Below are 21326 nucleotides of genomic sequence, written 5' to 3'. Positions count from 1 at the left end.
GGGCCAGGGCCTTTAGCGCAGGTAGTACTCGCCGGGGTAGCGAAGGGGTACGCTGGCCTTCTCCTTGGGGAAGACCGGCCTCCGGGTCCCCTGGATGTACTGGAACTGGAACCAGATCTCGGGGCCGAAGCCCTGGTACCGGGTCTTCCCCGTGTCCGAGGGCTTGAAGCTGAGGGGCCCAAAGGGGGTGTTGAGGCGAAGCCCCGCCAGGGCCTCGGCGATGCGGTTCTTGTCGGGGCTTCCCGCCCGCTCCGCCGCCAAGGCCAGGCTCTTGACGATGACGTAGCCCATGGGGGCCATGTACTCCTCCGTCACCTCCCCGTACTTCTTCCGGTAGGCCTCCACGAAGCGGCGGGACTCGAGGTTGGAGAGGGTGGGAAGCCAGGCGGTCATCCCGGCCACGTCCTGGGAGAGGGGGTTCTTCTCAAAGCCGATGGGCCAGGAGGGTGGGGCCCCGTAGATGAGCTTAGGCCTCAGGCCCACCTGCCGGGTCTGGGCGGCGATGGGCAGGGCGTCCACGTCGTAGCCGATCCAGTAGAGGATGTCGGGCTGGAAGGCCCGGAAGCGGGTGAGGATGGGGGTGAACTGGCCGCTTCCCGTCTTGTAGGGTTCGGCCTGCACCTGGTAACCCAGCTTTTCCAGCTGCTGCTTGTAGACCCCGATCCCCGCCGAGCCGAAGGGGCCGTCCTCGTAGAGGATGGCCACCTTCTTCGCCCCCTGCTCCCGGTTCAGGTACTGGAAGAACTGCAGGGCGGCGGCCACGTTGTGGTAGTCCCAGGGGTGGTAGTGGAAGAAGAGGGGGTAGCCCTCAAAGGCCTGCTCCACCACGGAGGAGGCGGCCCCGATGACCAGGAAAAGGGGCCCGTACTGCTTCACCGGGCCGGAGAGGGCGAAGGTGACCCCGCTCGCCAGGCCCCCGATGACGATGTCCACCTTGTCCACGGTCATGAGCTTGGTGAAGGCGGGGACGGCCTTGCTGGGGTCGGTGCCGTCGTCCACCACCACGAGCTCCAGCCGCACCTTGCCCCCCGCGTTCGCCTCCTCGGCGGCGAGCTGGATGCCGTTTAGGGCCGCCTTCCCCGCCACGGCCGAAGCCCCCGAGAGGGGTAGGATGACCCCCACCTTCAGGGAGGTCTGGGCCCAGGCGAGCCCCGCCAAGAGAACCAAGAGTCCCAACCCTTTACGCATCGCTGCCTCCTTTTCCCCTAGGGCGTGCCGCCCTGAGGTTCCTCGTAGAGCACCGCCGCCTCGCCCTCTATAACCCTCTCCCCGCGCTGGTTCTCGCAGAAGGTCTCCAGGGTGAGGACGCACCCACCCTTCTCCCGCTCCCGCACCGCCTTGACGACGGCGGTGGCGGTGATGGTGTCCCCCAGGTAGGTGGGCTTCAGGAAGCGGAGGGTCTGGGAGAGGTAGATGGCCCCCACCCCGGGGAGCTTGGTGCCGATCACCGTGGAGATGAGGCCCGCCACCAGGATCCCCTGGGCGATCCTCCCCCCGAAGCGGCTTCGCTTGGCGTAGGCCTCGTCCACGTGCAAGGGGTTGGTGTCCCCCACGGCCCCCACGAAGAGGGCCACGTGGGCCTCGGAGAGGGTCTGGGTGTAGCTCGCCCGGTCGCCGACTTGGAACCTCATCCCGCCACCTCCTCGAGGAAACCTTCCAGGATGGCCTTGAGAAGCCCGGGGTTTTCCAGGTTCAAGGAGTGGCCCACCCCCTCCAGGACCTGAAGCCTGGCCTTGGGGAAGAAGGCCGCCGTGGCCTCGGCCATCTCCCGGGAGATCAGGGGGTCCAGGGCCCCGTAGAGGACGAGGACCGGCCCGCCGTAGGCCCGGCTTGCCCGCCAAAGGGCGAGGGCCCGGGCGTTCCCCTGGTAGTGGGCCGGGTGCATCCTCTGGGCGCAGTCCACGAGTTCGGGAAACCAAGGGGGCCTTTGGGTGGGGGCCATGGCCTGGAGGGCCACCTCCAAGGCCTTCCGGTCCTGCCGGTAGGACTCGAGGACGGGGTAGTAGGCCTCCGGGGTCAGGAGGCCCGAAGGGGGGGCGGAGTTGAGGAGGACGAGCCCCTTCGTCTTTTCCTCCGCCGCCTCCATGGCCACCGCGCCCCCGAGGGAGTGGCCCACGAGGAGGGCCTCCTCCGCTCCCACCTCCTTGAGGAAGTCCCGGAGGGCCTGGGCGTAGGCGGGGATGGAGGGGGCGAAGCCCTCGGGGGCGGGGCTTTCCCCGAAGCCCGGGAGGTCCGGGGCGAGGAGCCTTGCCCCTTTCGGGGGGTCCTCGAGGAGGCCCCGCCACCACTCCTTGCAGGCGAAGTTGCCGTGGACGAGCACCACGGGCGTGCCGCTTCCCGCTTCCAGATACCTAAGCATACACTTCCTCCAAAAACGTGCGCACGGCCTGGGCGAAGGCTAGGGGGGCCTCGAGGGGGGCGGCGTGCCCCGCGGGGAGGGCCTCTAGCCTCGCCCCTAGGGCCTCGGCCAGGTCCCTGGCGTAGGCCTTGGGGAAGAGGAGGTCCTCCTCCCCGTAAAGGACCAGGGTGGGAAGGCGGAGGCCCGAAAGCCTCGGGCGGAGGTCCTCCAGGGTGAGGAAGCCCAGGAGGAGCCTTTCCTGGGCGGCTTCCGTGGGGGCCTGGGCGGCGAGGCCCCTTAGCCCCTCCTCGGCGAGAAGCTCGGGGTGGGCCTCCAGGAAGCTCCTGCCAAAGACCCAGGGGAGGGCCACCCGAAGGCGCAAGGCCGTGCCCCCGGCTTTCAGGGCGTGGAGCCAGCTTTCCACCTTGGCCCGGAGGGCGGCGTCCAGGTAGGGGGTGGTGCAGCAGAGCACCAAGGCAAAGAAGCGCTCCGGGGCCAGGAGGGCCGCTTCCATGGCCACGATGCCCCCGTTGGAAAGGCCCACCAGGGCGGGCCGGGAAAGCTTGGCCTCGTCCAAAAGGGCGAGGAGGTCTTCCGCGTGGGCCCGGGGAGGGTAGGGGCCTTCCGGGGCCTCGCTTTCCCCCTGGCCCCGCATGTCGTAGCGGAGGAGGGTGAACCCCGTGAGGTGGGGAAGGACGGGGTCCCAGCTCTCCAGGCGCTGGAAGATCCCGTTTAGGAGGACCACGGGGGGGCCTTCCCCCTCGAGGCGGTACCTAAGCTTGGCCATACCGTTCCTCCCAAAGCCTCTTCAAGGCCTCCTTCTGCACCTTGCCCGGCCCCGTCTTGGGGAGCTCCTCCAGGAAGATCAGGTGCTTGGGCACCTTGTACCCGGCGAGGCGCGCCTTGAGAAAGGCCCTTAAGGCCTCGGCCGGGACGGGCTCGCGGAGCACCACGAAGGCCGCCCCCACCTCGCCCCACCGGAGGTCGGGCACCCCCACCACCGCCGCCTCCTTCACCGCCGGGTGGTCGTAGAGGACCCGCTCCACCTCCACGGGGTAGACGTTCTCCCCCCCGGAGATGAACATCTCCTTCCTCCGGCCCACGATGTAGAACCTCCCCCCCTCGTCCCGGTAGGCCAGGTCCCCGGTCCTAAGCCAAAGCCTCTCCCCGTCCCAGACGAAGACCTTCTCGTTCTCCTCCGGGCGGCGGAAGTAGCCCTTCATCACCACGCTCCCCGAGAGCCAAAGCTCCCCGGCCTCCCCCACCCCCGCCTCCTTCCCGTCCTCCCGCAAAAGCCGGGCCCAGAGGTGGGGCATGGGCCGGCCCACGCTCTCCGGGTAGCGCTCGGCCTCTTCCAGCTCAAAGGTGAAGCAGTTCACGCCGCACTCCGTGAGGCCGTACCCCTGCTTGAAGCGCACCCCCCGCTCGCGGAAGGCCTCCCGCACGGGGGCGGGGCAGGGGGCCCCGCCGGAGATGGCGAAGCGCACCGAGGAGAGGTCCGTCTCCGCGAAGGCCTGGGCCTCGAGGAGCATCTGGTACATGGTGGGCACCAGAAAGAGGAGGGTGGGGCGGTGGAGGCGCACGAGTTCTAGGTACTCCTCGGCGTGGAAGCGCTCCTCCACCACCACCTGGCCCCCCAGGTAGAGGAGGGGGGTGGCGAGGGCGTTGAGGGCGGCGTGGAACATGGGGGTGGCGAGGATGTACCGGTCCTCCCGGGAAAGGCCCCAGGCGAAGGCGGTTTCCAGGGCGTTCACCAGGAGCTGGCGGTAGGGGAGGAGGGCCCCCTTGGGTAGCCCCGTGGTCCCCCCGGTGAAGAGGAGGAGGGCGGGGTCCTCCAGGTCCACCCGCACCTCCTCGGGGGCCTCCTCTCCTTCCAGGAGGGCCTCGAGGGGAAGGGCCTTGGGGTCCAGGGCCTGGGCCACCTCCTGGAACCCTTCCCCATAGAAGAGCACCTTGGGCTCGGTGTAGGCGTGGAGGGCCTGGAGCTCGGGGGGGCTTAGGCGGTGGTTGAAGGGGGTGAGGATGTGGCCGAGGAGGGGCCCGGCGAAGAGGAGGTCCAGGTAGGCGGGGTGGTTCCAGGCGAGAAGCCCCACCCGGTCCCCCTTGGCCACTCCGAGGGCCCTCAGGGCCCCCGCCGCCTTCCTGGCCCTCAGGTAGAGCTCCCCGTAGGTGAGCCAGGTGTTCCGGAAGCAGAGGGCGGGCCTTTCGGGGTGATAGGCGGCCAGGCGGCCGAGCCAGTTGGGGTTAAGCATCCAGCCCTCCTTCCAGGCGCAGCACCGCGGCCCCGTAGAAGTACCCGACCCCGGCCGCCGCCAGGGCCACGAGGCTCCCCTCCTTGAGAAGCCCCTTCTCCCGGGCGAGCCTCAGGGAGAGGAGGGGGTCCAGCTGCCCCAGGTGGCCGAAGCGCTCCAGGTAGATGGAGCGCTCCTCCGAGAGGCCGAGCCCCGCGAGCACCGCCCGGTGGGCGGAGCGCTTCATGTGGAGGAGGGCGAGGTAGTCCAGGTCGGCCTCCGTGTACCCCGCTTCCTCCAGGGCCTCCCGGATCACCGCGAGGAAGCTCGGGATGGAGGTGGCGTCCAGCCTCCGCTTCATCCCCTCGGGGTCCTCCACCCTCAGGCGGTACTGGGAGAGGTTCTCCGGGGTGAGGGGAGCCCGGGTCCCCCCCACGGGGACCTTGACGGAGAGGGCCAGCTCGGGGTCCATGCGGTGGGCGAGGCCGAGAAGCCTTAGGCCCGGCCCTTCCCGGGTGAGGACCGCCGCCGCCCCTCCCGCGGCCAGGTCGTAGAGGAAGCGGGTGTGGGGGTCTTGGTAGTCCACGAGGTCGCCGTTGCGGTAGCCCCCCGCCACCAGGACCACCCCCACCTCCTTCCGGGTGGCGAAGAGGCCCCGGGCCACCTCCAGGGCCCCCATGAGGGAGGCGCACTTCTGGTTCAGGTCCAGCCCCTTGGCCCGGGAGGCCCCCACCTTCCGGGCCAGGTAGGGGGCCGTGGCCCAGACGGGGTAGTCCTTGTGCTCCTCCACGATGGAGACCACCCAGTCCACCGCCGCTCCCGGTAGCCCCGCCTTGGCCAGGGCCTCCCTCGCGGCCCAGGCGGCCATCTCCGCCGGGTGGTCTTCGGGGCCGGGGATGGGCTTTTCCAGGAGGCCGAGCTTTTCCCGCACCACCTCCGGCGCGAGGCCCGAGCGCCGGGCGATCTCCTGGGCGTCCATGCGCCCTTTGGGCAGGTAGACCCCAAGGCTTCTCAGGTACATCCGCCCTCAGGGTAGGGGAAGGGCGTTACACGCCCGTTACACGGAAGGGGGTCCGGGCCCTGGAGGATAATGGAGGGGATGCCCTACCCCGTTCCCCCGTCCCGGCTCTACCCGCCCCGCACCGCCCGGGAGGTCTCCCGCGTCCGCCCCTTGCGCCTTTTGGAGGAGGCCTTCCGCAAAAGCCCCGGGGTGGTCCTGGCCGCGGGGGCGGGGTACGGCAAGACGAGCCTCGCCGCGGAGCTTCCCGCGGTCTACGTCTCCCTCGCCGAGGAGGCCAAGGACCCGGCGGTCTTCCTCTGGCACCTCCTCGCCGCCTACGAGGGGCGGGCGGAGCTCGCCCCGGTGGGGGCCCTTCTGGAGGCCGGGGCCTGGCCCAAGGCCCTGGAGGCCCTCCTCGAGGCCCTCGCCCCCCTAGGGGCCCACTACCTGGTCCTGGACGAGGCCCACCGGGCGGAAAGCCCGGGGGTGGTCCGGGTCCTCCAGGGCCTCCTCCGCCTCCCGGGCCTCCGCCTCCTCGTCCTCTCCCGGAAGGCGGCCCCCTTCGCCTTCCTCACCGTGCTTTCCGAGCGGGAGCTCGCCTTTGACCCCGAGGAGGCCTGCCAGCTGGCCAAGGCCCTGGCCCCGGAGCTCCCCGCCTTTGAGGTGGAAAGGGCGCTAAGCCTCGTCCGGGGCTGGCCCTTGGGGATGAGGCTCGTCCTCCTCGCCATGCGCAAGGGCCTGAGGCCCGAGCTCGCCCTGGAGAGCGCCGAGGGGCTTCTCGCCTACCTGGGGCAGGCCCTGCCCAAGGAGGTCCTGGACCGGGCCTCCCGGCTCGCCCTCCTCGGGGAGGTGGACGAGGAGGAAGGGGCCTTCCTCCTCCCTTACGCCGAGGACCTGCTTCTGGAGAGGCGGGAGGGGCGCCTCTGCTTCCACCCCCTGGTGCGGAGCGCCCTCAAGGCCCTCCTTCCCCAAGCGGAGGCCCGGGGCCTCCTCGCCCGGGCGGCGGAGGCGGCCTTGGCCCGGGGCGAAGGGGTGCGGGCGGCGGAGTTCCTCCTGGAGGCCGGGCGCTTCGGCCACGCCGCCGACCTCCTCCTCAAGGAGGGGGAGGGCTGGCTGGCCCGGGGGCTCACCTACACCGTGCTCCGCCTCCTCGGCCACCTGCCGGAGGGGGTGCGCCGGGGGCGGGCGGGGCTTCGCCTCCTCGAGGCCGAGGCCCTGCGCCAGGCGGGGCGGTACCGGGAGGCGGAGGCCCTCTACCGGGAGGCCCTCGAGGCGGGGGAGGAGCGGGCCTACCTCGGCCTTGCCCGCCTCTTCCTGGACACGGTGGAGCCCGCCCGGGCCAAGCCCTTCCTGGAGGAGGCCCTCCGCCGCTTCCCCGGCCTGGCCCGGCCCCTTTTGGCGGAGAACCTCCTCAACGAGGGCCGGGCGGGGGAGGCGGAGGCCTTGGGCTTTTCGGGGCCGAGGCTCCTCCTCCGCCAGGGGAGGCCCGCGGAGGCCCTGGAGCTTCTCAAGCGGGCGGAGGACCCCGGCCTAAGCCGTCCGCCCCAGAACCACCGGGAGGGAAGCCTCCTCCGGGCCCTTTTGGAGTGCGTGGCCGGGGACGCGGAGGAGGGGCTTCGCTTTGCGGAGCGGGGCCGGTTTGAGGCGGAGGCCCTGGGAAGCCCCTTCGGCCTGAGCCTGGCCGAGGCCCGCAAGGGGCACGCCCTCCTCGCCTTGGGCCGCCTGGGGGAGGCCGAGGCCAGTTACCGCGCCGCCCTCGCCCTGAGCGAGGGGGGCCCGGCCCGCCTGCGGGTGGAGGCCTTGGGGGGCCTTGCCGCCTTGGGCGACGACGGGGCCTACCGGGAAATGGTCCGGCTCTCCCGAGCCTCGGGGGACCTCTGGGTGGAGGGGTTCCTCACCCTGGTGGTGGCCTTGGCCCGGCTCCGCCTTGGGGAGGAGTTCCCCTTGGGCGCCTTCCCCGCCCCCGACCCCTTCCTCGAGGCCCTGGCCCGGGCCTACCCCTTCCGGGACGGGTGGGAGGAGGTGCTTGAGCGCTACCCCTTCCTCGCGGGGAAGACCCTCTTCGCCCCGCCCCTCGCCCGGCTCCGGCGGGCCCTTTGGCGGCTCGGCCGCCTTCCGGTGCCCTACCACCCGGGGGTGCGGCTGGAGGTCCGGGTCCTTGGGGGGCTGGAGGTGCGGGTGGAGGGCAGGCCCGTCCGCTTCCGGCGGGAGAAGGCCCGGCTCCTCCTCGCCCTCCTCACCGCCAAGGACTGGGAGAAGGAGGACCTCCTGGAGGCCCTGGAGGCCACCCCGGGGGAGTTTAGGGTCCTCTGGTGGGAGGTGGTGAACGCCCTGGAGCCGGGCCGCCCCAAGGGGGCCGCCCCCTACTTTCTCCGCACCCGTCCTTTGGGGCTCAACCGGGAGGCCCCCGAGCTCTACCTGGACCTTGCCGACCCAAAGGCGCCCCTCGCGCCCCCCTACGCCGACCTAGACCACCCCTTTCTAGAGGAGGCGTCCCGGGCCTGGCTGGAGGAGCGGCGGCGGGCCCTCCTCTTTAGTCCCCACCCCGGGGACTGGCTTCTGGCCCTGCGCCTGGACCCCCTGGACGAGAGGGCCCTCCTGCGTCTAAAGGGCACGCCCCTTTACGAGGAGGGCCTTCGCCTTCACCAAAAGGCCTTGGAGGAGCTTGGCCTCCGCCCCGGGGATCCGGGGGAAAACGCCACCCCCAGGCCCGCCTGAGGCCTGGGGGTGTTGGGCCTTAGGCCGCCTTTTGTTCCCGCCTCTTCATGAGGCTCTTCCAGAAAACCACCAGGGCGCTCACCACGTAGATGGAGCTGTAGGTGCCCACGAAGATGCCCACGAAGATGGCCAGGGCGAAGTCCCGGAGGACGTTTCCCCCCAGGAAGAGGAGGGCGAGGATGGGGAGGAGGGTGGTGAGGCTCGTCATCACCGTGCGGGAAAGGGTCTGGTTGATGGAGCGGTTGACGAGCTCGAGGTAGGGAAGCCCCCGGAGGAGCTTCTGGTTCTCCCGGATGCGGTCCGAGACCACGATGGAGTCGTTGATGGAGTAGCCCACCACGGTGAGGAGGGCGGCGATGGTGGAGATGGAGAACTCCAGGTTCAGGAGGCTATACATCCCGGCCACGATGGCCACGTCGTGGGCCACGGCCAAAACGCTGGCCACGCCGAAGGTCCAGTCAAAGCGGAAGGCCACGTAGAGGAGGATGAGGCCAAGCCCCACCAGCACGGCCATGACGGCGTTCCGCCTCAGCTCCTGCCCCACCGCCGGGCCCACGGTCTCGGAGGTGAGCACCTGGGCCTTGAGCTCCTGGGCGAAAAGCCGCTCCAGCTCCAGGCGCTTTTCGTCGGATAGGGGAGGGAGCTTGAGGGCGAACTCCTTGTAGCTGGCCGTGGGGGCCTGGACCTCGGTGATGACGGCCTCCTGGGCGGGAAAGCCCTTCGCCTGCAGGAAGCGCCTCAGGGTGTCCACCCCCGTTTCCGGGGAGGCCCTCAGGGTGAAGGCGGTCCCCCCGGTGAAGTCAATGGAGTAGTTGAACCCCTTGGTGAAGACCAGGCTCCCCGCAAGCAGGGCCAGGAGGAGGGAGGCCAGGGTGATGTAGCGGGCGGGCCCCATGAAGTTGATCCGGGGCTCCACGAGCCACATGGGGGGGCGCACCTCCCGCTTCTCCCCCATCCAGTCCAGGAGGTAGCGGCTGAAGACGAGGTTGGAGAAGACGCTGGCCACCACCCCGATGGCCAGGGCCACGGCGAAGCCCCGCACGGGGCCGGTGGCGTACTGGTAGAGGGCCGCCGCCGCCAGGAGGTGGGCGGCGTTCACGTCCAGGATGGTGAGGGTGGAGTGGCGGAAGCCCTCGGGGATGGCCTGGCGGAAGCGCTTGCCCGCCCTGAGCTCCTCCTTGATCCGCTCAAAGGAGAGGACGTTCCCGTCCACCGCCGCGCCCAGGGTGAGGACGAGGCCGGCGATGCCGGGGAGGGTCAGGGTGGCCCCAAGGCCCGAGAGGAGGCCCAGGATGAGGGCCGAGGTGTAGACGAGGCCCAAGGAGGCCACGAGCCCCAGGTGGGGGCCGTAGTAGGCGAAGATGAGGAGGAAGATGGCCAACGTGCCAATGAGGGCGGAGCGGATCCCCGCCTGGATGGCGTCCTGGCCCAGGGTGGGCCCGATGGCCCGGATCTCCACCACCTTGAGGGGGACGGGGAGGGCCCCGGAGCGCAGGACGAGGGCGATCTCGCTCGCCTCCTCGAGGCCGGAAAGCCCCTCTATGACCGCCTGCCCCCCGGTGATGGCCTGGCGGATCACGGGGGCGGTGTAGACCTTGCCGTCCAGGACGATGGCGAGCCGCTTGCCGACGTTCTGCCGGGTGATCTCGGCGAACTTCTTCGCCCCTTCCGGGGTGAAGGTGAGGGAGACCTGGGGGCGGCCGAACTGGTCAAAGACCGCCCGGGCGTCGGCCAGGTCCGCCCCGGTGAGGAGGGGCGGGCCGAGGTCCTCCGGCTTGATGAGGTCCTTCTCCAGCTCCTCCCGGTTGAGCCTGGGGTTCTCCCGGAGGGCCTGGTTGATCTGGGCCACGGTGGTGCCCGTGGCCCCCTCCTTGAGGATGCGGAACTCCAGCACCGCCCGCTGGCCGATGAGCTTGAGGGCCCGGTCCTGGTCGGCCTGGGAGAGGCCGGGGAGCTCCACCACGATGCGCTTCTGTCCCTGGATCTGGATGAGGGGCTCGGCCACGCCGAGGGCGTTGATCCGGTTTTCCAAGACGGTCCGGGCCTTTTCCAGGTCGTCGGGGGTGGGGTTTTCCACGTCGGCCTCGAGGACGATGCGCAACCCCCCCTTGAGGTCCAGGCCGAGCTTGATCTTGGGCTCCTGGGGGGCCCAGGGCTTCCACACCAGGAGGAGGGCCAAAAGGAAGAGGGCGAGGAGGAAAAGTCCGGTGGTCCACTTGCGGTTCATAACGCGCTCCTTCACGAAGGTCGGGTTCCTTGTGCCGGGGAAGCCGCCCTTAGCCCCTGCCCCGCGCCCCCCTTCCCAAAGGGCGCAGGGCTTTGGGGCCTGGAGCTAGCCCCCCTCCAGCTGCAGGCGCCGGAAGACGAGGTAGAGGGGACGCCCCGGAAGGGGGCGGAGGGAGGGGAGGGGCGGGAGGGGCCTTCCCCTCTGGAGGCTGACCCCTTTCCGCCAGGCCTTTGGAGAAAGGGGAGGGAAGGATAGGGGAAGGGTGCGGTCCTCCTTGAGGACCAGGACCGGCCCCCCCGCGGAAAGCCCCGCCTCCCCTTTTCCCCGGGGGGAGGGGAGGAGGCTCCCCTGGAGGAGGAGGGCCAAGACGCCCAGGAAGGCCGCACCACGCCGGAGCACGCTTCCCCCTAGGCGGGCACCTCTACCATCTGGAAGGCTTCTATGATGTCGCCTTCCTGGAAGTCGTCAAAGCCCTCGAGGCCCATGCCGCACTCGTACCCCTGGGCCACCTCCCGCACGTCCTCCTTGAAGCGCTTGAGGCTAGCGATGCGGCCTTTCCAGATCTCCTGCCCCTTGCGCAGGACCCGCACCTCGGCGTTCCGGGGGATCCGGCCCTGGGTGACCATGCACCCCGCCACCTGCTTGCCCGTGGGCAGGCGGAAGACGGCCCGCACCTCGGCCCGGCCCAGGACCTCCTCCTTGTACTTTGGCTCCTTCTGCCCCTTCACCATGTTGCGGACCTCGTCAATGAGGTCGTAGATGATGCGGAAGGTCTTGAGGAGGACGCCCTTTTCCTCGGCCTTCTTCTTCACCGAGCCCGGGGGGTTGACCCCGAAGGCCAGGATGGCCGCGTTCGCCGTCTGGGCCAGGAGGACGTCCGACTCCGTGGGGGCGCCCACCTGGGCCAGGAGGAGGTTGATCTTCACGTCCTCGGTGCTCTCCCGGGCCAGGATGTGCTGGATGGCCTCTAAGGAGCCCTGGGTGTCGGCCCGGAGGATGAGGTTGACCTCCTTCTTCCCCTCCTCCTGCATGGCCCGGAGGAGGTCGGCCATGGTCCTGGGGCGGCGCTCCTTCTCCGCCTCCTCCCTGGCCCGCCTCTCCTCCTTCCGCTCCTCGGCGATCTCCTTGGCGGCCTCGAGGTCCGGCACCCACTCCACCACGTCCCCGGCGTGGGGAAGCTCCTGGAAGCCCAGGACCTGGACGGCGCTTCCCGGCCCCGCCTCCTTGCGCTGGTTCCCGTCCGCATCCGTCAGGGCGCGGATGCGGCCAAAGACCTCCCCCGCCACCACGTAATCCCCCACGTGGAAGGTCCCTTCCTGGACCAGCATGTTGGCGATGACCCCCGCCTGCTTGTCCAGCCTGGACTCCAGGATCACCCCCCGGGGCTCGGCGTTGGGGTCGGCCCGGTAGTCCTCAAGCTCGGCGAGGAGGAGGATCATCTCCAAGAGGTCCTGCACCCCCTGGCCCGTCTTGGCGCTGATGGGGATGACGATGGCGTCGCCGCCGTACTCCTCGGGCACGAAGCCCCGCTCCATGAGCTGGCGCTTCACCTTCTCGGGGTCCGCCTGGGGGAGGTCAATCTTGTTGATGGCGAAGATGAGCTTGGCCCCCGCGGCCTTGGCGTGGGCGATGGCCTCCTCCGTCTGGGGCATGATGCCGTCGTCCGCGGCGATGACGATGACGGCGATGTCCGCCACCTTGGCCCCCCGCTGCCTGATGGTGGTGAAGGCCTCGTGCCCGGGGGTGTCTATGAAGACCACGGTCCCCCCGGGGGTCTTCACCTCAAAGGCGCCCACGTGCTGGGTGATCCCCCCCGCCTCCTTCTCGGCGATGCGGCTCTTGCGCAGGTAGTCCAGGAGGGTGGTCTTCCCGTGGTCCACGTGGCCCATGATGACCACCACGGGGGGGCGCCGGGGGAGGCTCTTGCGGCGCTCCTCCTCGGCGAGCTTCTCCTGGAGCCCCCGTTGCTCCTTGACGAGCTCCCGCACCGCCTCCGCGTCCTCCTCGCTGAGGGTGGAGGCGTGGGACTTGTAGGCCACCCCCATCTGGTCCAGGAGCTCCAAAAGCTCCTCGTTGGTCATGCCCAGCTCTTTAGCCAGCTGGTAGATGCGTATTTTGGCCATCCTTACCTCCTAGGAAGGCCGAAAGCGCTTCGGAAAGCGCCTTGGCCCGGCCTCCGGCGAAGCGCCGGAGCCTCTTTTCCGTCCAGCACTCCGGGTTGTCGGGGCAGACGTAGGCCCCCCGGCCCGGAAGCTTGCCGCTTGGGTCCAACTGGAAGCCGCTTTCCGTGAGCAGGATGCGAAGAAGCTCCCCCTTGGGCCGCCTCCTGCGGCAGGCCACGCACATGCGCCAGGGGACGTGCTTCATGCTTAGGAAAGGTCCCGGAAGAGCTTCTCAAACTCCTCCTTGGCCCGGCTTGAGGCCTCCGCCTCCTCCTGGGCGGCCTTGCGGATGGCCTCGTCCAGGTCGGAGATCTCCGCCTCCTCAAAGTGGATGTCGTAGCCGGTGAGCTTGGAGGCCAGGCGGACGTTCTGGCCCCCGGTGCCGATGGCCAGGGAGTGCTGGTCCTTGGTCACCTTCACCTTGGCCTTCTTGGCCTCGGGGTCCAGCTCAATGGAGCCCACCTGGGCCGGGGAGAGGGCGTTTCGGATGAACTCCTTGGGGTCTTTGGACCAGAGGATGATGTCCACCTTCTCCCGGCCGAGCTCGGCGGAGACCGCCTGGATGCGCTGCCCCTTGTGCCCGATGCAGGCCCCGATGGGGTCCACGTTGGGGTTGTGGCTCATGACCGCCACCTTGCTCCGCCTTCCGGGCTCCCGGGCGATGGCCTTGATCTCCACGATGCCCTCGGCGATCTCCGGCACCTCCTGCTTCAGGAGGTGCTTCAGGAGCTCCTCGTGGGCCCGGCTCACGATGAGGGAGGGGCCCTTGGCGGAGCGGTCCACCTTCTTCAGGTAGACCTTGAGGCGCTGGCCGGGGTAGTAGCGCTCCGTGGGGATCTGCTCGCTCTTGGGAAGGTAGGCCTCCCCGCGGCCCAGGTCCACGAAGACGTTCCCCCGGTTGTCCACCCGGGTCACCACCCCGGTGAGGACCTGGCCCTCCTTGTCCTTGTACTCGTTGTAGATCCGGTTGCGCTCCGACTCCTTGAGGCGCTGGGTGAGGATCTGCCTAAGGTCCTGGATGGCCATGCGGGAGAGGCCCTCGGGGTCAATGGGGAACTCCATCTCGTCCCCCACCTGGACCTCGGGGTCGTACTGGAGGGCCTCGGCCAAGGAGATCTCCTTGTCGGGGTCCTCCACCTTCTCCACCACCCGGCGGACCTCCACCATCTCTATGCGCCCGGTCTGGGGGTCAATGTAGACGTCCACCTCGGGCCCCTTGCCGGCGTCAATCTCCTCTTTCCTGTAGCCCTTTTGTCTTTTGATGTAGGCCTTGCGCAGGGCTTCCTTGAAGGCCTCGAGGATCTCCTCGGTGGACACGCCCCGTTCCAGGGCCAGCTGCTGCATGGCTTGCACGAAATCCCGGTTCATCCCTCCTCCTATCTTGGCTCCTCGGGCCACTCGGCGAGGTGGGCGCGGAAGGTGCCGATCTTGAGGCGCCGCTCCTCCTTCCCCACCTGGAAGACCACTTCCTCCTCCTCCACCCTGAGGATGCGCCCCACGAACCCCTCGGGCCCCGGCACCTTGGCCTTGAGGCCCTGGAAGCGCTGGAAGTGGCGGCGGGTGAAGAGGGGCCTTTTGGGGCCGGGGGACTCCACCAGGAGGCGGTAGCTTCCCGGGATGGGGTCTTCCCGGTCCAGGACCGCCTCTATGGCGCGGCTCGCCCGTTCCAGGTCCGCCACGGTGATGGGCCGCTCGTCCTTGCGCTCAAGCCGCACCAAGACCTCCCCGGGGGCCTCCTTGACCTCTAAGACCTCGAGGTCCAAAGGCTCCACCGCCTCTTCCACCAGCCGCCAAAGCTCCACAGGCACCTCCCCACCTCCCTTCACAAAGGAAGGGTGGGCTTCCACCCACCCCCCTCCCTTGGGAGCACTGCCGCCAGTTTACACCCAAGGACCCCTTGACTACAACCCCTTTAGTCTGATACACTCAAGGTTGCCGGTCCGAGCCCGGCCGAGCACACGGGGGTGAACGGTCTCGACGGGGGTCGCCGAAGGCGTGGTGGCGCGCCGAGGTGCGGGTGGCCTCGTAGGTACGCCCAAAAGGGCGTGACCGTAAAAACCCGCAACGGCATAACTGCCAACACCAACTACGCTCTCGCGGCTTAATGACCGCGACCCCGCCCGGTAGCCCTGCCGGGGGCTCACCGGAAGCGGGGACACAAACCCGGCTAGCCCGAGGCCACGCCCTCTAGCCCCGGGCGAAACCCAAAGAGGGCTTGCCCCTGGCCGCCCGTCCGCGGGCCAAGCCAGGGGGACTCCCAAAACGCGGACTACGCGCGTAGAAGCCCGCCGTAGGGACCTTCGGACGGGGGTTCAACTCCCCCCACCTCCACCAAAAGGGGCGCCGGAAGGCGCCCCGATCCTTTTGGCCCGGAAGCGTGGCCTAGGGACAACCTTCCTCCGCCGGGCCTGCTAAAGTGGGGCTGGTGCCTTGAGCACCTCCTTCGGGGCGGGGTGGAAGTCCCCACCGGCGGTGAAAGCCCGCGAAGCCCCTAAAGGGGCCCGACCCGGTGGAATTCCGGGGCCGACGGTGAAAGTCCGGATGGGAGAAGGAGGGGTGTTTGCGGGAGCTAGACGAGCGCTTTCTGCGAAGAGCCTTGCAGCTGGCCGAGCGCGCCCGGGGCCACACGAGCCCAAACCCCCTGGTGGGGGCGGTGCTGGTGAAGGAGGGGCGGATCGTGGGGGAAGGGTTCCACCCCAAGGCGGGGGAGCCCCACGCCGAGGTTTTCGCCCTCCGGCAGGCGGGGGAGGAGGCCCGGGGGGCCACGGCCTACGTGACCCTCGAGCCCTGCGACCACCATGGCCGCACCCCGCCCTGCTCCTTAGCCCTCCTCCAGGCGGGGGTTTCCCGGGTGGTGGTGGCGGCCCGGGAGGAAAACCCCGTGGCCAAGGGGGGGCTTGAGCGCCTGCGGGCGGGGGGGGTCCAGGTGGAGGCGGGCCTTTTGGAGGCCGAGGCCCGGGCCCAGAACGAGGTCTTCTTCGCCGTGCAGAGGAAGGGCCTTCCCTTCGTCCTCCTCAAGGCGGCCCTCACCCTGGACGGGAAGGCGGCCGCCCCTTCGGGGGACGCCCGCTGGATCTCCTCCGAGGCGAGCCGCCGCGTGGCCCACGCCTACCGGCAGTGGCTTCCCGCGGTGATGGTGGGGGTGGGGACCGTCCTAAAGGACGACCCCGCCCTCACCGTGCGGGAGCCCGACTTCCGCCCCTTTCCCCTCATGGTGGAGCCCCCGCCCCTCCGCGACCCCCTCAAGGTGGTCCTGGACACCGAGGCCCGCACCCCCCCCACGGCCCGCCTCTTCCGGAAGGGCCCCAGGGGCGAGCCCGCCCGGGTTCTGGTCTTCGTGGGGGAGGGGGCCCCGAGGGCGCGGGTTTCGGCCCTGGAGGAGGCGGGGGCCCGGGTGGTGGCCCTGTCCCGGGAAGGGGGGCGGGTGGACCCGGAAAGGGCCCTCGCCTTCCTCCTGGAGGAGGGGGTGGACGGGGTGCTCCTGGAGGGGGGGCCGAGGCTTGCCGGGGCCTTTCTGGAAAGGGGCCTTGTGGACAAGCTCGCCCTCTTCCTCGCCCCCAAGCTCCTGGGGGAGGGGAGGGGGCTTGCCGAGGGCTTTGGGGTGGAGCGGGTGGCGGAGGCCCTCCGCCTTCGCCTTGCCCGCAGGGAGTGGCTGGGGGAGGACCTCTGGCTCGAGGCCTACCCGGAGGGATAGATGTTCACGGGACTCGTGGAGGAAACGGGGGAGATCCTGAAGGTGGAGGAAGGGCCCTTCCTCCGGGTTCATATCGCCGCCCGGAGGGTGCTGGAGGACCTCAAGGTGGGGGACTCCGTGGCCGTGGACGGGGCCTGCCTCACCGCGGTGGCGGTGGAGGCGGGGGGGTTTTGGGTGGAGCTCGCCCAGGAGACCCTGCGCCGCACCGCCCCCACCTGGCGGGTGGGGCACAGGCCCAACCTGGAGCGGGCCCTGAAGGTGGGGGACAGGCTTGGGGGGCACTTCGTCACCGGGCACGTGGACGGGGTGGCGGAGCTTGTGGCCGTGGAGGAGGCCCCGGGGGCCAGGAACTACTTCTTCCGCCCGCCCAAGGGGCTTGCCCGCTACATCGCCGAGAAGGGGAGCGTGGCCCTGAACGGGGTCTCCCTCACGGTGGCGGGGCTTGCGGGAGGGGCCTTCTGGGTCACCCTCATCCCCCACACCCTCGAGGTGACCAACCTGGGGAGGCTTCGCGTGGGGGACGGGGTGAACCTCGAGGTGGACCTCATCGCCCGTTACGTGGCGCGGCTTTTGGGGAGAGCGTGATGGAAGGCATCGCCAGCGTCAAGGAACTCCTGGAGGAGCTCAAGGCGGGCCGCCCCGTGATCCTGGTGGACGACGAGGACCGGGAGAACGAGGGCGACCTCATCATGGCGGCGGAGCACGTGACCCCGGAGTGGGTGAACTTCATGCTCAAGGAGTGCCGGGGCCTCCTCTGCGTGGCCCTCACGGAGGAGAGGGCCAAGGCCCTGGACCTCCCCCTCATGGTGGAGAGGAACCAGGACCCCCAGGGCACCCGCTTCACCGTGAGCGTGGACGCCCGGGGGACGACCACGGGGATCAGCGCCTTTGAGCGGGCGGCCACCATCAGGCTCCTCGCCGACCCTGAGGCTGTGGCCCAGGACTTCCGCCGCCCGGGGCACGTCTTCCCCTTGGTGGCGAGGCCCGGGGGGGTCTTGCGCCGCGCCGGGCACACCGAGGCCACGGTGGACCTGTTGCGCCTCGCCGGCCTCACCCCGGTGGGCAGCCTCATTGAGATCCTCAAGGAGGACGGCACCATGGCCCGCCTGCCCGACCTCATGGAGTTCGCCAAAAAGCACGGCCTCAAGGTGGGCACCATCGCCGACCTCATCCGCTACCGCCTGGAGAAGGGGGACCTCTACGTGCGGCGGGAGGCGGAGGCCCTGCTCCCCACCCGCTTCGGGGAGTTCCGCATCCTGGGCTACCGCGACACCCTCACGGGGGAGGAGCACGCCGCCTTGGTCATGGGGGCGTGGGACCCGGAGGAGCCCGTCTTGGTGCGCATGCACTCCGAGTGCCTCACCGGGGACGCCCTCCACTCCCTGCGGTGCGACTGCGGCTTCCAGAGGGATTTGGCCCTGCAGCGGATCGCCGAGGAGGGAAAGGGGGTCCTGGTCTACCTGAGGCAGGAGGGGCGGGGGATCGGCCTCGTGAACAAGATCAAGGCCTACCACCTCCAGGACCAGGGCCTGGACACGGTGGAGGCCAACCTGGCCCTGGGCTTTCCCCCCGACCTCCGGGACTACGGCGTGGGGGCCCAGATCCTCTACGACCTCGGGGTGCGGAAGATGCGCCTCCTCACCAACAACCCGCGCAAGGTGAAGGCCCTTTCCGGCTTCGGCATAGAGATCGTGGAGCGCATCCCCTTGAGGGCCGGGGACAACCCCCACAACGAGCGCTACCTCCAGGCCAAGAAGGAGAAGCTCGGGCACTGGATGGACTGATCCTACCCCAGGCCGGCACAAGCCGGCCTGGGGGCCCCGGCAAAAGGGCATGAGCGCCCCCGCCGGGGCCCGAGACCCGGGTAGCATGGGGCCATGCTCCGCCTCCTGCGGGGAGCGGTGCTCCTCCTCTTGGTTCTGGCCTTTTTGGATCCCAAGGGGTCCTTGCCGGGCCGGGTGGTCTACCTCCTGGACTTCTCCCCCTCGGCCCGGGAGGGCGTCTTCGCCCTGGCCGCGAGGCTTCCCAAAGACGGGGTCTACGTGGCCTTCGCCGAGCGGGCCGCCACCCTGCCCTCGCCCACGGCGAGAAGGCTGGACCTCGGGGAGGGGACGGACCTCCGGGAGGCCTACAAGGAGGCCCTCCGCCACCGGCCAAGCCGGGCGGTCCTGGTCTCCGACGGGCTTTTGGAGCCCATCCCTCCGCCCTTTCCCCTGGACGCCCTTTACGTCCCTCCAAGGCCTTACGTGGCGGTGCGGCTCGTCCCCCCGGCCTACCCCCTCTACGGGGAGACCGTGGGGGTGGGGGTGGTGCTGGAGGCCCCCGCGCCCGCGGAGGCGAGGCTTAGGGTGGAGGGGCCTGGGGGGGTTTTGGAGAGGGCCTTGAGGGTGGAGGGGAGGAGGGCCCTCGTCTACCCCTTTCCCCTCACGGAGAAGGCCAGGGTGCAGGCGGTGGCCGAGGGCCCCTGGGGGCGGAGCGAGGCGGCGGTGGAGGTGGCCCCCGCGGACCGGGCCAAGGCCTTGGTCCTCGGGGATGCGGCCCTCGCCCGCTACCTCGAGGCCCAGGGCTTCCAGGTGGAGGAGGGCTTTACGCTTCCTCTGGAGGCGGACCTGGTGGCCGTGGGCGCGGGGGTTTTGGACCTCCCCGAGGGGGCGCCCGAGGCCCTTAGGGCCTTCCTCCGCCAGGGGGGCGGCCTCCTCTTCACCGCCACCCCCAAGGGCCTCTTCTTCGGGGGCTGGGACCGGGCTTTGCCTGAGGAGCTCCCCTTAAAGCCCTTGGGGCGGGAGGGGGCGGCCTTGGTCCTTGTCCTGGACGTTTCGGGAAGCATGGAGGGGGAGAAGCTTGCCATGGCGGTGGCCGGGGCCTTGGCCCTGGTGGAAACCGCCACCCCCGAGGACCGCCTGGGGGTGGTGGTCTTCTCCTCGGGCCACCGGGTCCTCTTCCCCCCGAGGCCCATGACGGAGCAGGCCAAGAAGGAGGCGAGAAGCCTCCTCCTCTCCCTGGAGGCGGGGGGCGGGACGGTCCTCGGGGGGGCCTTCCGGGAGGCCCTGCGCCTCCTCAAGGGGGTCCCCGTGGAGCGGAAGGCGGTCCTGGTCCTCACGGACGGCCTCCTCTCCGACCCCAAGGAGCCCATTCTCTCCCTGGCGGCAGCCTCGGGGGTGGAGGTGAGCGCCCTGGCGCTGGGGCCGGACGCGGATGCGCCCTTCCTGGAGGAGCTGGCCCGGAGGGGCGGGGGGCGGTTCTACCGGGCGGCCTCCCCCAAGGAGCTTCCCCGCCTCTTCCTGCGGGAGGGGCAGGAGGTCTTCCGGGGAGAGGCCCTGGAGGGAAGGTTCCCCGTGGAGGCCAGGCCCCACCCCCTCACCGAGGGCTTCCGCTTTCCCCCCCTTTCCGTCCTCCTCCCCGCGAGGGCCGAGCCCTGGGCCGAGGTCCTCCTCACGAGCGGCGGGCGGGCCGTCCTCGCCGTGGGGGAGCGGGGGGAGGGGAGGGTTGCGGCCCTCGCCACGGACCTCTCCCGCTCCTGGCGGGGCTGGGAAGGGGCCTCCGCCTTCCTCGGGGGGCTTGCCCGCTGGCTCGCGGGGGCGAGGCGGGCCCTCGCCCTCTACGCCTACCCCGAGGGGGAAGGGGTGCGCCTCGTCCTCCTGGGGCGGCTGGAGCGCCCCCTAATCCTCGCCGGGGGGAAGGAGGTGGCCCCGGTTCCCGTGGGGCCTTTGCGGCACGAGGCTCGCCTGAAGGAGGAAGGGGTTCTCCTGGACGGGAAGCGCCGCCTGCCCCTCCCCCTTCCCCTTCCCGGGGAGTGGACGCCCCGGGACGGCCAGGCCCTCCTCCAGGCCTTGGCCGAGGGAAGCGGGGGGAGGCTCCTTTCCCCGGAGGCGCTGCCCATAGGGGCCGAGGCCCCCCTTCCCCTGAGGCCCTACCTCCTGGGGCTTGCCCTCCTCCTTTTCCTCGGGGAGCGGCTTCTCGAGGCCCGGCGGAGCCAGGGCACAATCGGGGAGAGGCCTTTGGGCTAGCCTGGGCCCCTAGGGAGGTCAACATGGACCGGAGGCGGTTCGTCCAGGGAGCGGGTCTTCTTTTGGCCTGGGCCAAGGTCTCCAGCCTGGCCCAGGGGCGCGCGCCCAAGGGGGTGAACGGGGGCGGGTTCTACCGCTTTCGGGTGGGGGAGGTAGGGGCGGTGGTCCTTTCCGACGGCCAGTCGGCCCCGGGGCCCCTCCTCCCCAACTGGGGGGCGAACCCCGAGCTCCAGGAGGACTTCCGCAGGGTCCTGGCGGAAAACTTCCTGGACCCCCAGGCCACCCGCAACAACTTCAACCCGGTGCTCCTGGACCTGGGGGAGGCGCGGCTTCTGGTGGACACGGGGAGGGGAGGGGCCTCGGGGGGAAGGCTTCTTGCCCACCTGGAGCTTGCCGGCTACGCCCCCGAGGACATCACCCACGTCTTCCTCACCCACGGCCACCCCGACCACATCGGGGGCTTGGTGGACGAGGGGGGGAGGCCGGTTTTTGGAAAGGCGGTCCACCTCATGGGCGAGGTGGACCTGGACTACTGGCTCAAAAACCCCAACCAGGCGGTCTCCCGGGCCCTCGTGCCCCTAAAGGACCGCATCCGCCCCGTGAGGGACGGGGAGGAGATCCTCCCGGGGGTGCGGGCGGTGGCCTCCTTCGGCCACACCCCGGGGCACATGAGCCTCGAGGTCCTTTCCCAGGGTAAAAGGCTCTTCGTCTTCGGGGACGCCGCGGGCCACCACCTCCTCTCCCTGCGCTTTCCTCAGGCCTACCTGGGCTTTGACATGGACAAGGCGGAGGTGGTCCGCACCCGGGCCCGCCTCTTCCAGAAGGTCTCGGAGGAGCGAAGCCTGGTGACCGCCTACCACTTTCCCTGGCCGGCCCTGGGGTACATCCGCCGGGCGGGGGAGGGGTACGAGTTCGTCCCCGCCTTCTTTGAGTTCTAAGGTTTCTCATG

General features: G+C 70.2%; 18 protein-coding genes, 1 other RNA gene and 1 riboswitch. Of the genes, 7 read left to right on the top strand and 12 right to left on the bottom strand.

Features of this window, described 5'->3' with window-relative positions:
• Positions 1–12: 12 nt before the first annotated feature.
• Genes BLP62_RS04585 through BLP62_RS04560 form a run of 6 tightly spaced genes read right to left on the bottom strand, consistent with a single transcriptional unit; the run spans position 13 to position 5590 of the window.
• Entirely contained in the window at positions 13–1188 is a 1176-nt protein-coding gene (locus BLP62_RS04585) for an ABC transporter substrate-binding protein (protein ID WP_093006307.1), read from the bottom strand.
• A 17-nt stretch (positions 1189–1205) separates the two neighbouring features.
• A complete protein-coding gene (locus tag BLP62_RS04580; protein ID WP_093006305.1) occupies positions 1206–1631 on the bottom strand; it encodes a MaoC family dehydratase in 426 nt (141 codons plus the stop codon).
• The gene (locus BLP62_RS04575) at positions 1628–2359 is read right to left on the bottom strand and encodes an alpha/beta fold hydrolase (RefSeq protein ID WP_093006303.1); all 732 of its coding nucleotides are present in this window, start codon (positions 2357–2359) and stop codon (positions 1628–1630) included. Before BLP62_RS04575 ends, BLP62_RS04580 begins: the two co-directional genes overlap by 4 nt.
• A complete protein-coding gene (locus BLP62_RS04570; RefSeq protein ID WP_093006301.1) occupies positions 2352–3125 on the bottom strand; it encodes an alpha/beta fold hydrolase in 774 nt (257 codons plus the stop codon). Before BLP62_RS04570 ends, BLP62_RS04575 begins: the two co-directional genes overlap by 8 nt.
• Positions 3112–4590 carry a class I adenylate-forming enzyme family protein gene (locus tag BLP62_RS04565; protein ID WP_093006299.1) on the bottom strand — a complete coding sequence of 493 codons (1479 nt, stop codon included), beginning with the start codon at positions 4588–4590 and terminating at the stop codon, positions 3112–3114. Before BLP62_RS04565 ends, BLP62_RS04570 begins: the two co-directional genes overlap by 14 nt.
• Positions 4583–5590: a 3-oxoacyl-ACP synthase gene (locus tag BLP62_RS04560; protein WP_093006297.1), complete on the bottom strand. Its 1008-nt coding sequence runs from the start codon at positions 5588–5590 to the stop codon at positions 4583–4585. Before BLP62_RS04560 ends, BLP62_RS04565 begins: the two co-directional genes overlap by 8 nt.
• A gap of 78 nt (positions 5591–5668) precedes the next feature.
• Here BLP62_RS04560 and BLP62_RS04555 point away from each other — a divergent pair, with 78 nt between their 5' ends.
• On the top strand, positions 5669–8287 hold the full coding sequence (locus BLP62_RS04555) for a MalT transcriptional regulator family protein (protein WP_176758139.1): 2619 nt from the start codon (positions 5669–5671) through the stop codon (positions 8285–8287).
• 19 nt (positions 8288–8306) lie between these two features.
• Here the strand turns inward: BLP62_RS04555 and secD are convergent, their stop codons facing one another.
• The 6 genes from secD to rimP all read right to left on the bottom strand — a co-directional run bounded on the left by secD (position 8307) and on the right by rimP (position 14478).
• Complete coding sequence (gene secD, locus BLP62_RS04550) at positions 8307–10514, bottom strand: protein translocase subunit SecD (protein ID WP_093006293.1); 2208 nt, start codon at positions 10512–10514, stop codon at positions 8307–8309.
• A 105-nt stretch (positions 10515–10619) separates the two neighbouring features.
• Positions 10620–10913, bottom strand: coding sequence for a hypothetical protein (locus BLP62_RS04545; RefSeq protein WP_241374139.1), 294 nt, complete (start codon positions 10911–10913; stop codon positions 10620–10622).
• Between the two features lie 8 nt (positions 10914–10921).
• Positions 10922–12637 (bottom strand): translation initiation factor IF-2, encoded by a 1716-nt coding sequence (infB, locus tag BLP62_RS04540; RefSeq protein WP_093006291.1) that lies wholly within the window; start codon positions 12635–12637, stop codon positions 10922–10924.
• A complete protein-coding gene (locus tag BLP62_RS04535) occupies positions 12606–12881 on the bottom strand; it encodes a YlxR family protein (protein ID WP_093006289.1) in 276 nt (91 codons plus the stop codon). Before BLP62_RS04535 ends, infB begins: the two co-directional genes overlap by 32 nt.
• Before the next feature lie 2 nt (positions 12882–12883).
• Positions 12884–14044 (bottom strand): transcription termination factor NusA, encoded by a 1161-nt coding sequence (gene nusA, locus BLP62_RS04530; protein ID WP_093006287.1) that lies wholly within the window; start codon positions 14042–14044, stop codon positions 12884–12886.
• 8 nt (positions 14045–14052) lie between these two features.
• Positions 14053–14478: a ribosome maturation factor RimP gene (rimP, locus tag BLP62_RS04525; RefSeq protein ID WP_241374138.1), complete on the bottom strand. Its 426-nt coding sequence runs from the start codon at positions 14476–14478 to the stop codon at positions 14053–14055.
• A 158-nt stretch (positions 14479–14636) separates the two neighbouring features.
• Between rimP and ssrA the strand changes: the two genes are divergently transcribed.
• The 6 genes from ssrA (at position 14637) to BLP62_RS04495 (ending at position 21315) form a co-directional block, all read left to right on the top strand.
• Positions 14637–15010, top strand: a transfer-messenger RNA (tmRNA) gene (ssrA, locus tag BLP62_RS04520).
• Positions 15011–15111: 101 nt separating this feature from the next.
• Positions 15112–15233: riboswitch (FMN riboswitch) on the top strand.
• A 3-nt stretch (positions 15234–15236) separates the two neighbouring features.
• Positions 15237–16370, top strand: a complete 1134-nt coding sequence (gene ribD / locus BLP62_RS04515; RefSeq protein ID WP_093006334.1) for a bifunctional diaminohydroxyphosphoribosylaminopyrimidine deaminase/5-amino-6-(5-phosphoribosylamino)uracil reductase RibD — start codon at positions 15237–15239, stop codon at positions 16368–16370.
• Positions 16371–16955, top strand: a complete 585-nt coding sequence (locus BLP62_RS04510) for a riboflavin synthase (RefSeq protein WP_093006285.1) — start codon at positions 16371–16373, stop codon at positions 16953–16955.
• Positions 16955–18154 (top strand): bifunctional 3,4-dihydroxy-2-butanone-4-phosphate synthase/GTP cyclohydrolase II, encoded by a 1200-nt coding sequence (locus tag BLP62_RS04505; protein ID WP_093006283.1) that lies wholly within the window; start codon positions 16955–16957, stop codon positions 18152–18154. Before BLP62_RS04510 ends, BLP62_RS04505 begins: the two co-directional genes overlap by 1 nt.
• A 93-nt stretch (positions 18155–18247) precedes the next feature.
• Positions 18248–20377 carry a VWA domain-containing protein gene (locus tag BLP62_RS04500; protein WP_093006281.1) on the top strand — a complete coding sequence of 710 codons (2130 nt, stop codon included), beginning with the start codon at positions 18248–18250 and terminating at the stop codon, positions 20375–20377.
• 23 nt (positions 20378–20400) lie between these two features.
• Positions 20401–21315: an MBL fold metallo-hydrolase gene (locus tag BLP62_RS04495; protein WP_093006279.1), complete on the top strand. Its 915-nt coding sequence runs from the start codon at positions 20401–20403 to the stop codon at positions 21313–21315.
• Positions 21316–21326 lie beyond the last annotated feature (11 nt).

The sequence above is a fragment of the Thermus arciformis genome, assembly GCF_900102145.1.
GTDB lineage: Bacteria > Deinococcota > Deinococci > Deinococcales > Thermaceae > Thermus > Thermus arciformis.
This window is presented reverse-complemented; position numbering and strand designations above follow the sequence as displayed.

Excerpts from the sequence above, each read along its gene's own strand:
- BLP62_RS04585 (WP_093006307.1), bottom strand. The coding sequence starts at position 1,188 with ATGCGTAAAGGGTTGGGACTCTTGGTTCTCTTGGCGGGGCTCGCCTGG.
- BLP62_RS04580 (WP_093006305.1), bottom strand. The coding sequence starts at position 1,631 with ATGAGGTTCCAAGTCGGCGACCGGGCGAGCTACACCCAGACCCTCTCC.
- BLP62_RS04575 (WP_093006303.1), bottom strand. The coding sequence starts at position 2,359 with ATGCTTAGGTATCTGGAAGCGGGAAGCGGCACGCCCGTGGTGCTCGTC.
- BLP62_RS04570 (WP_093006301.1), bottom strand. The coding sequence starts at position 3,125 with ATGGCCAAGCTTAGGTACCGCCTCGAGGGGGAAGGCCCCCCCGTGGTC.
- BLP62_RS04565 (WP_093006299.1), bottom strand. The coding sequence starts at position 4,590 with ATGCTTAACCCCAACTGGCTCGGCCGCCTGGCCGCCTATCACCCCGAA.
- BLP62_RS04560 (WP_093006297.1), bottom strand. The coding sequence starts at position 5,590 with ATGTACCTGAGAAGCCTTGGGGTCTACCTGCCCAAAGGGCGCATGGAC.
- BLP62_RS04555 (WP_176758139.1), top strand. The coding sequence starts at position 5,669 with ATGCCCTACCCCGTTCCCCCGTCCCGGCTCTACCCGCCCCGCACCGCC.
- secD (WP_093006293.1), bottom strand. The coding sequence starts at position 10,514 with ATGAACCGCAAGTGGACCACCGGACTTTTCCTCCTCGCCCTCTTCCTT.
- infB (WP_093006291.1), bottom strand. The coding sequence starts at position 12,637 with ATGGCCAAAATACGCATCTACCAGCTGGCTAAAGAGCTGGGCATGACC.
- BLP62_RS04535 (WP_093006289.1), bottom strand. The coding sequence starts at position 12,881 with ATGAAGCACGTCCCCTGGCGCATGTGCGTGGCCTGCCGCAGGAGGCGG.
- nusA (WP_093006287.1), bottom strand. The coding sequence starts at position 14,044 with ATGAACCGGGATTTCGTGCAAGCCATGCAGCAGCTGGCCCTGGAACGG.
- BLP62_RS04510 (WP_093006285.1), top strand. The coding sequence starts at position 16,371 with ATGTTCACGGGACTCGTGGAGGAAACGGGGGAGATCCTGAAGGTGGAG.
- BLP62_RS04505 (WP_093006283.1), top strand. The coding sequence starts at position 16,955 with ATGGAAGGCATCGCCAGCGTCAAGGAACTCCTGGAGGAGCTCAAGGCG.
- BLP62_RS04500 (WP_093006281.1), top strand. The coding sequence starts at position 18,248 with ATGCTCCGCCTCCTGCGGGGAGCGGTGCTCCTCCTCTTGGTTCTGGCC.
- BLP62_RS04495 (WP_093006279.1), top strand. The coding sequence starts at position 20,401 with ATGGACCGGAGGCGGTTCGTCCAGGGAGCGGGTCTTCTTTTGGCCTGG.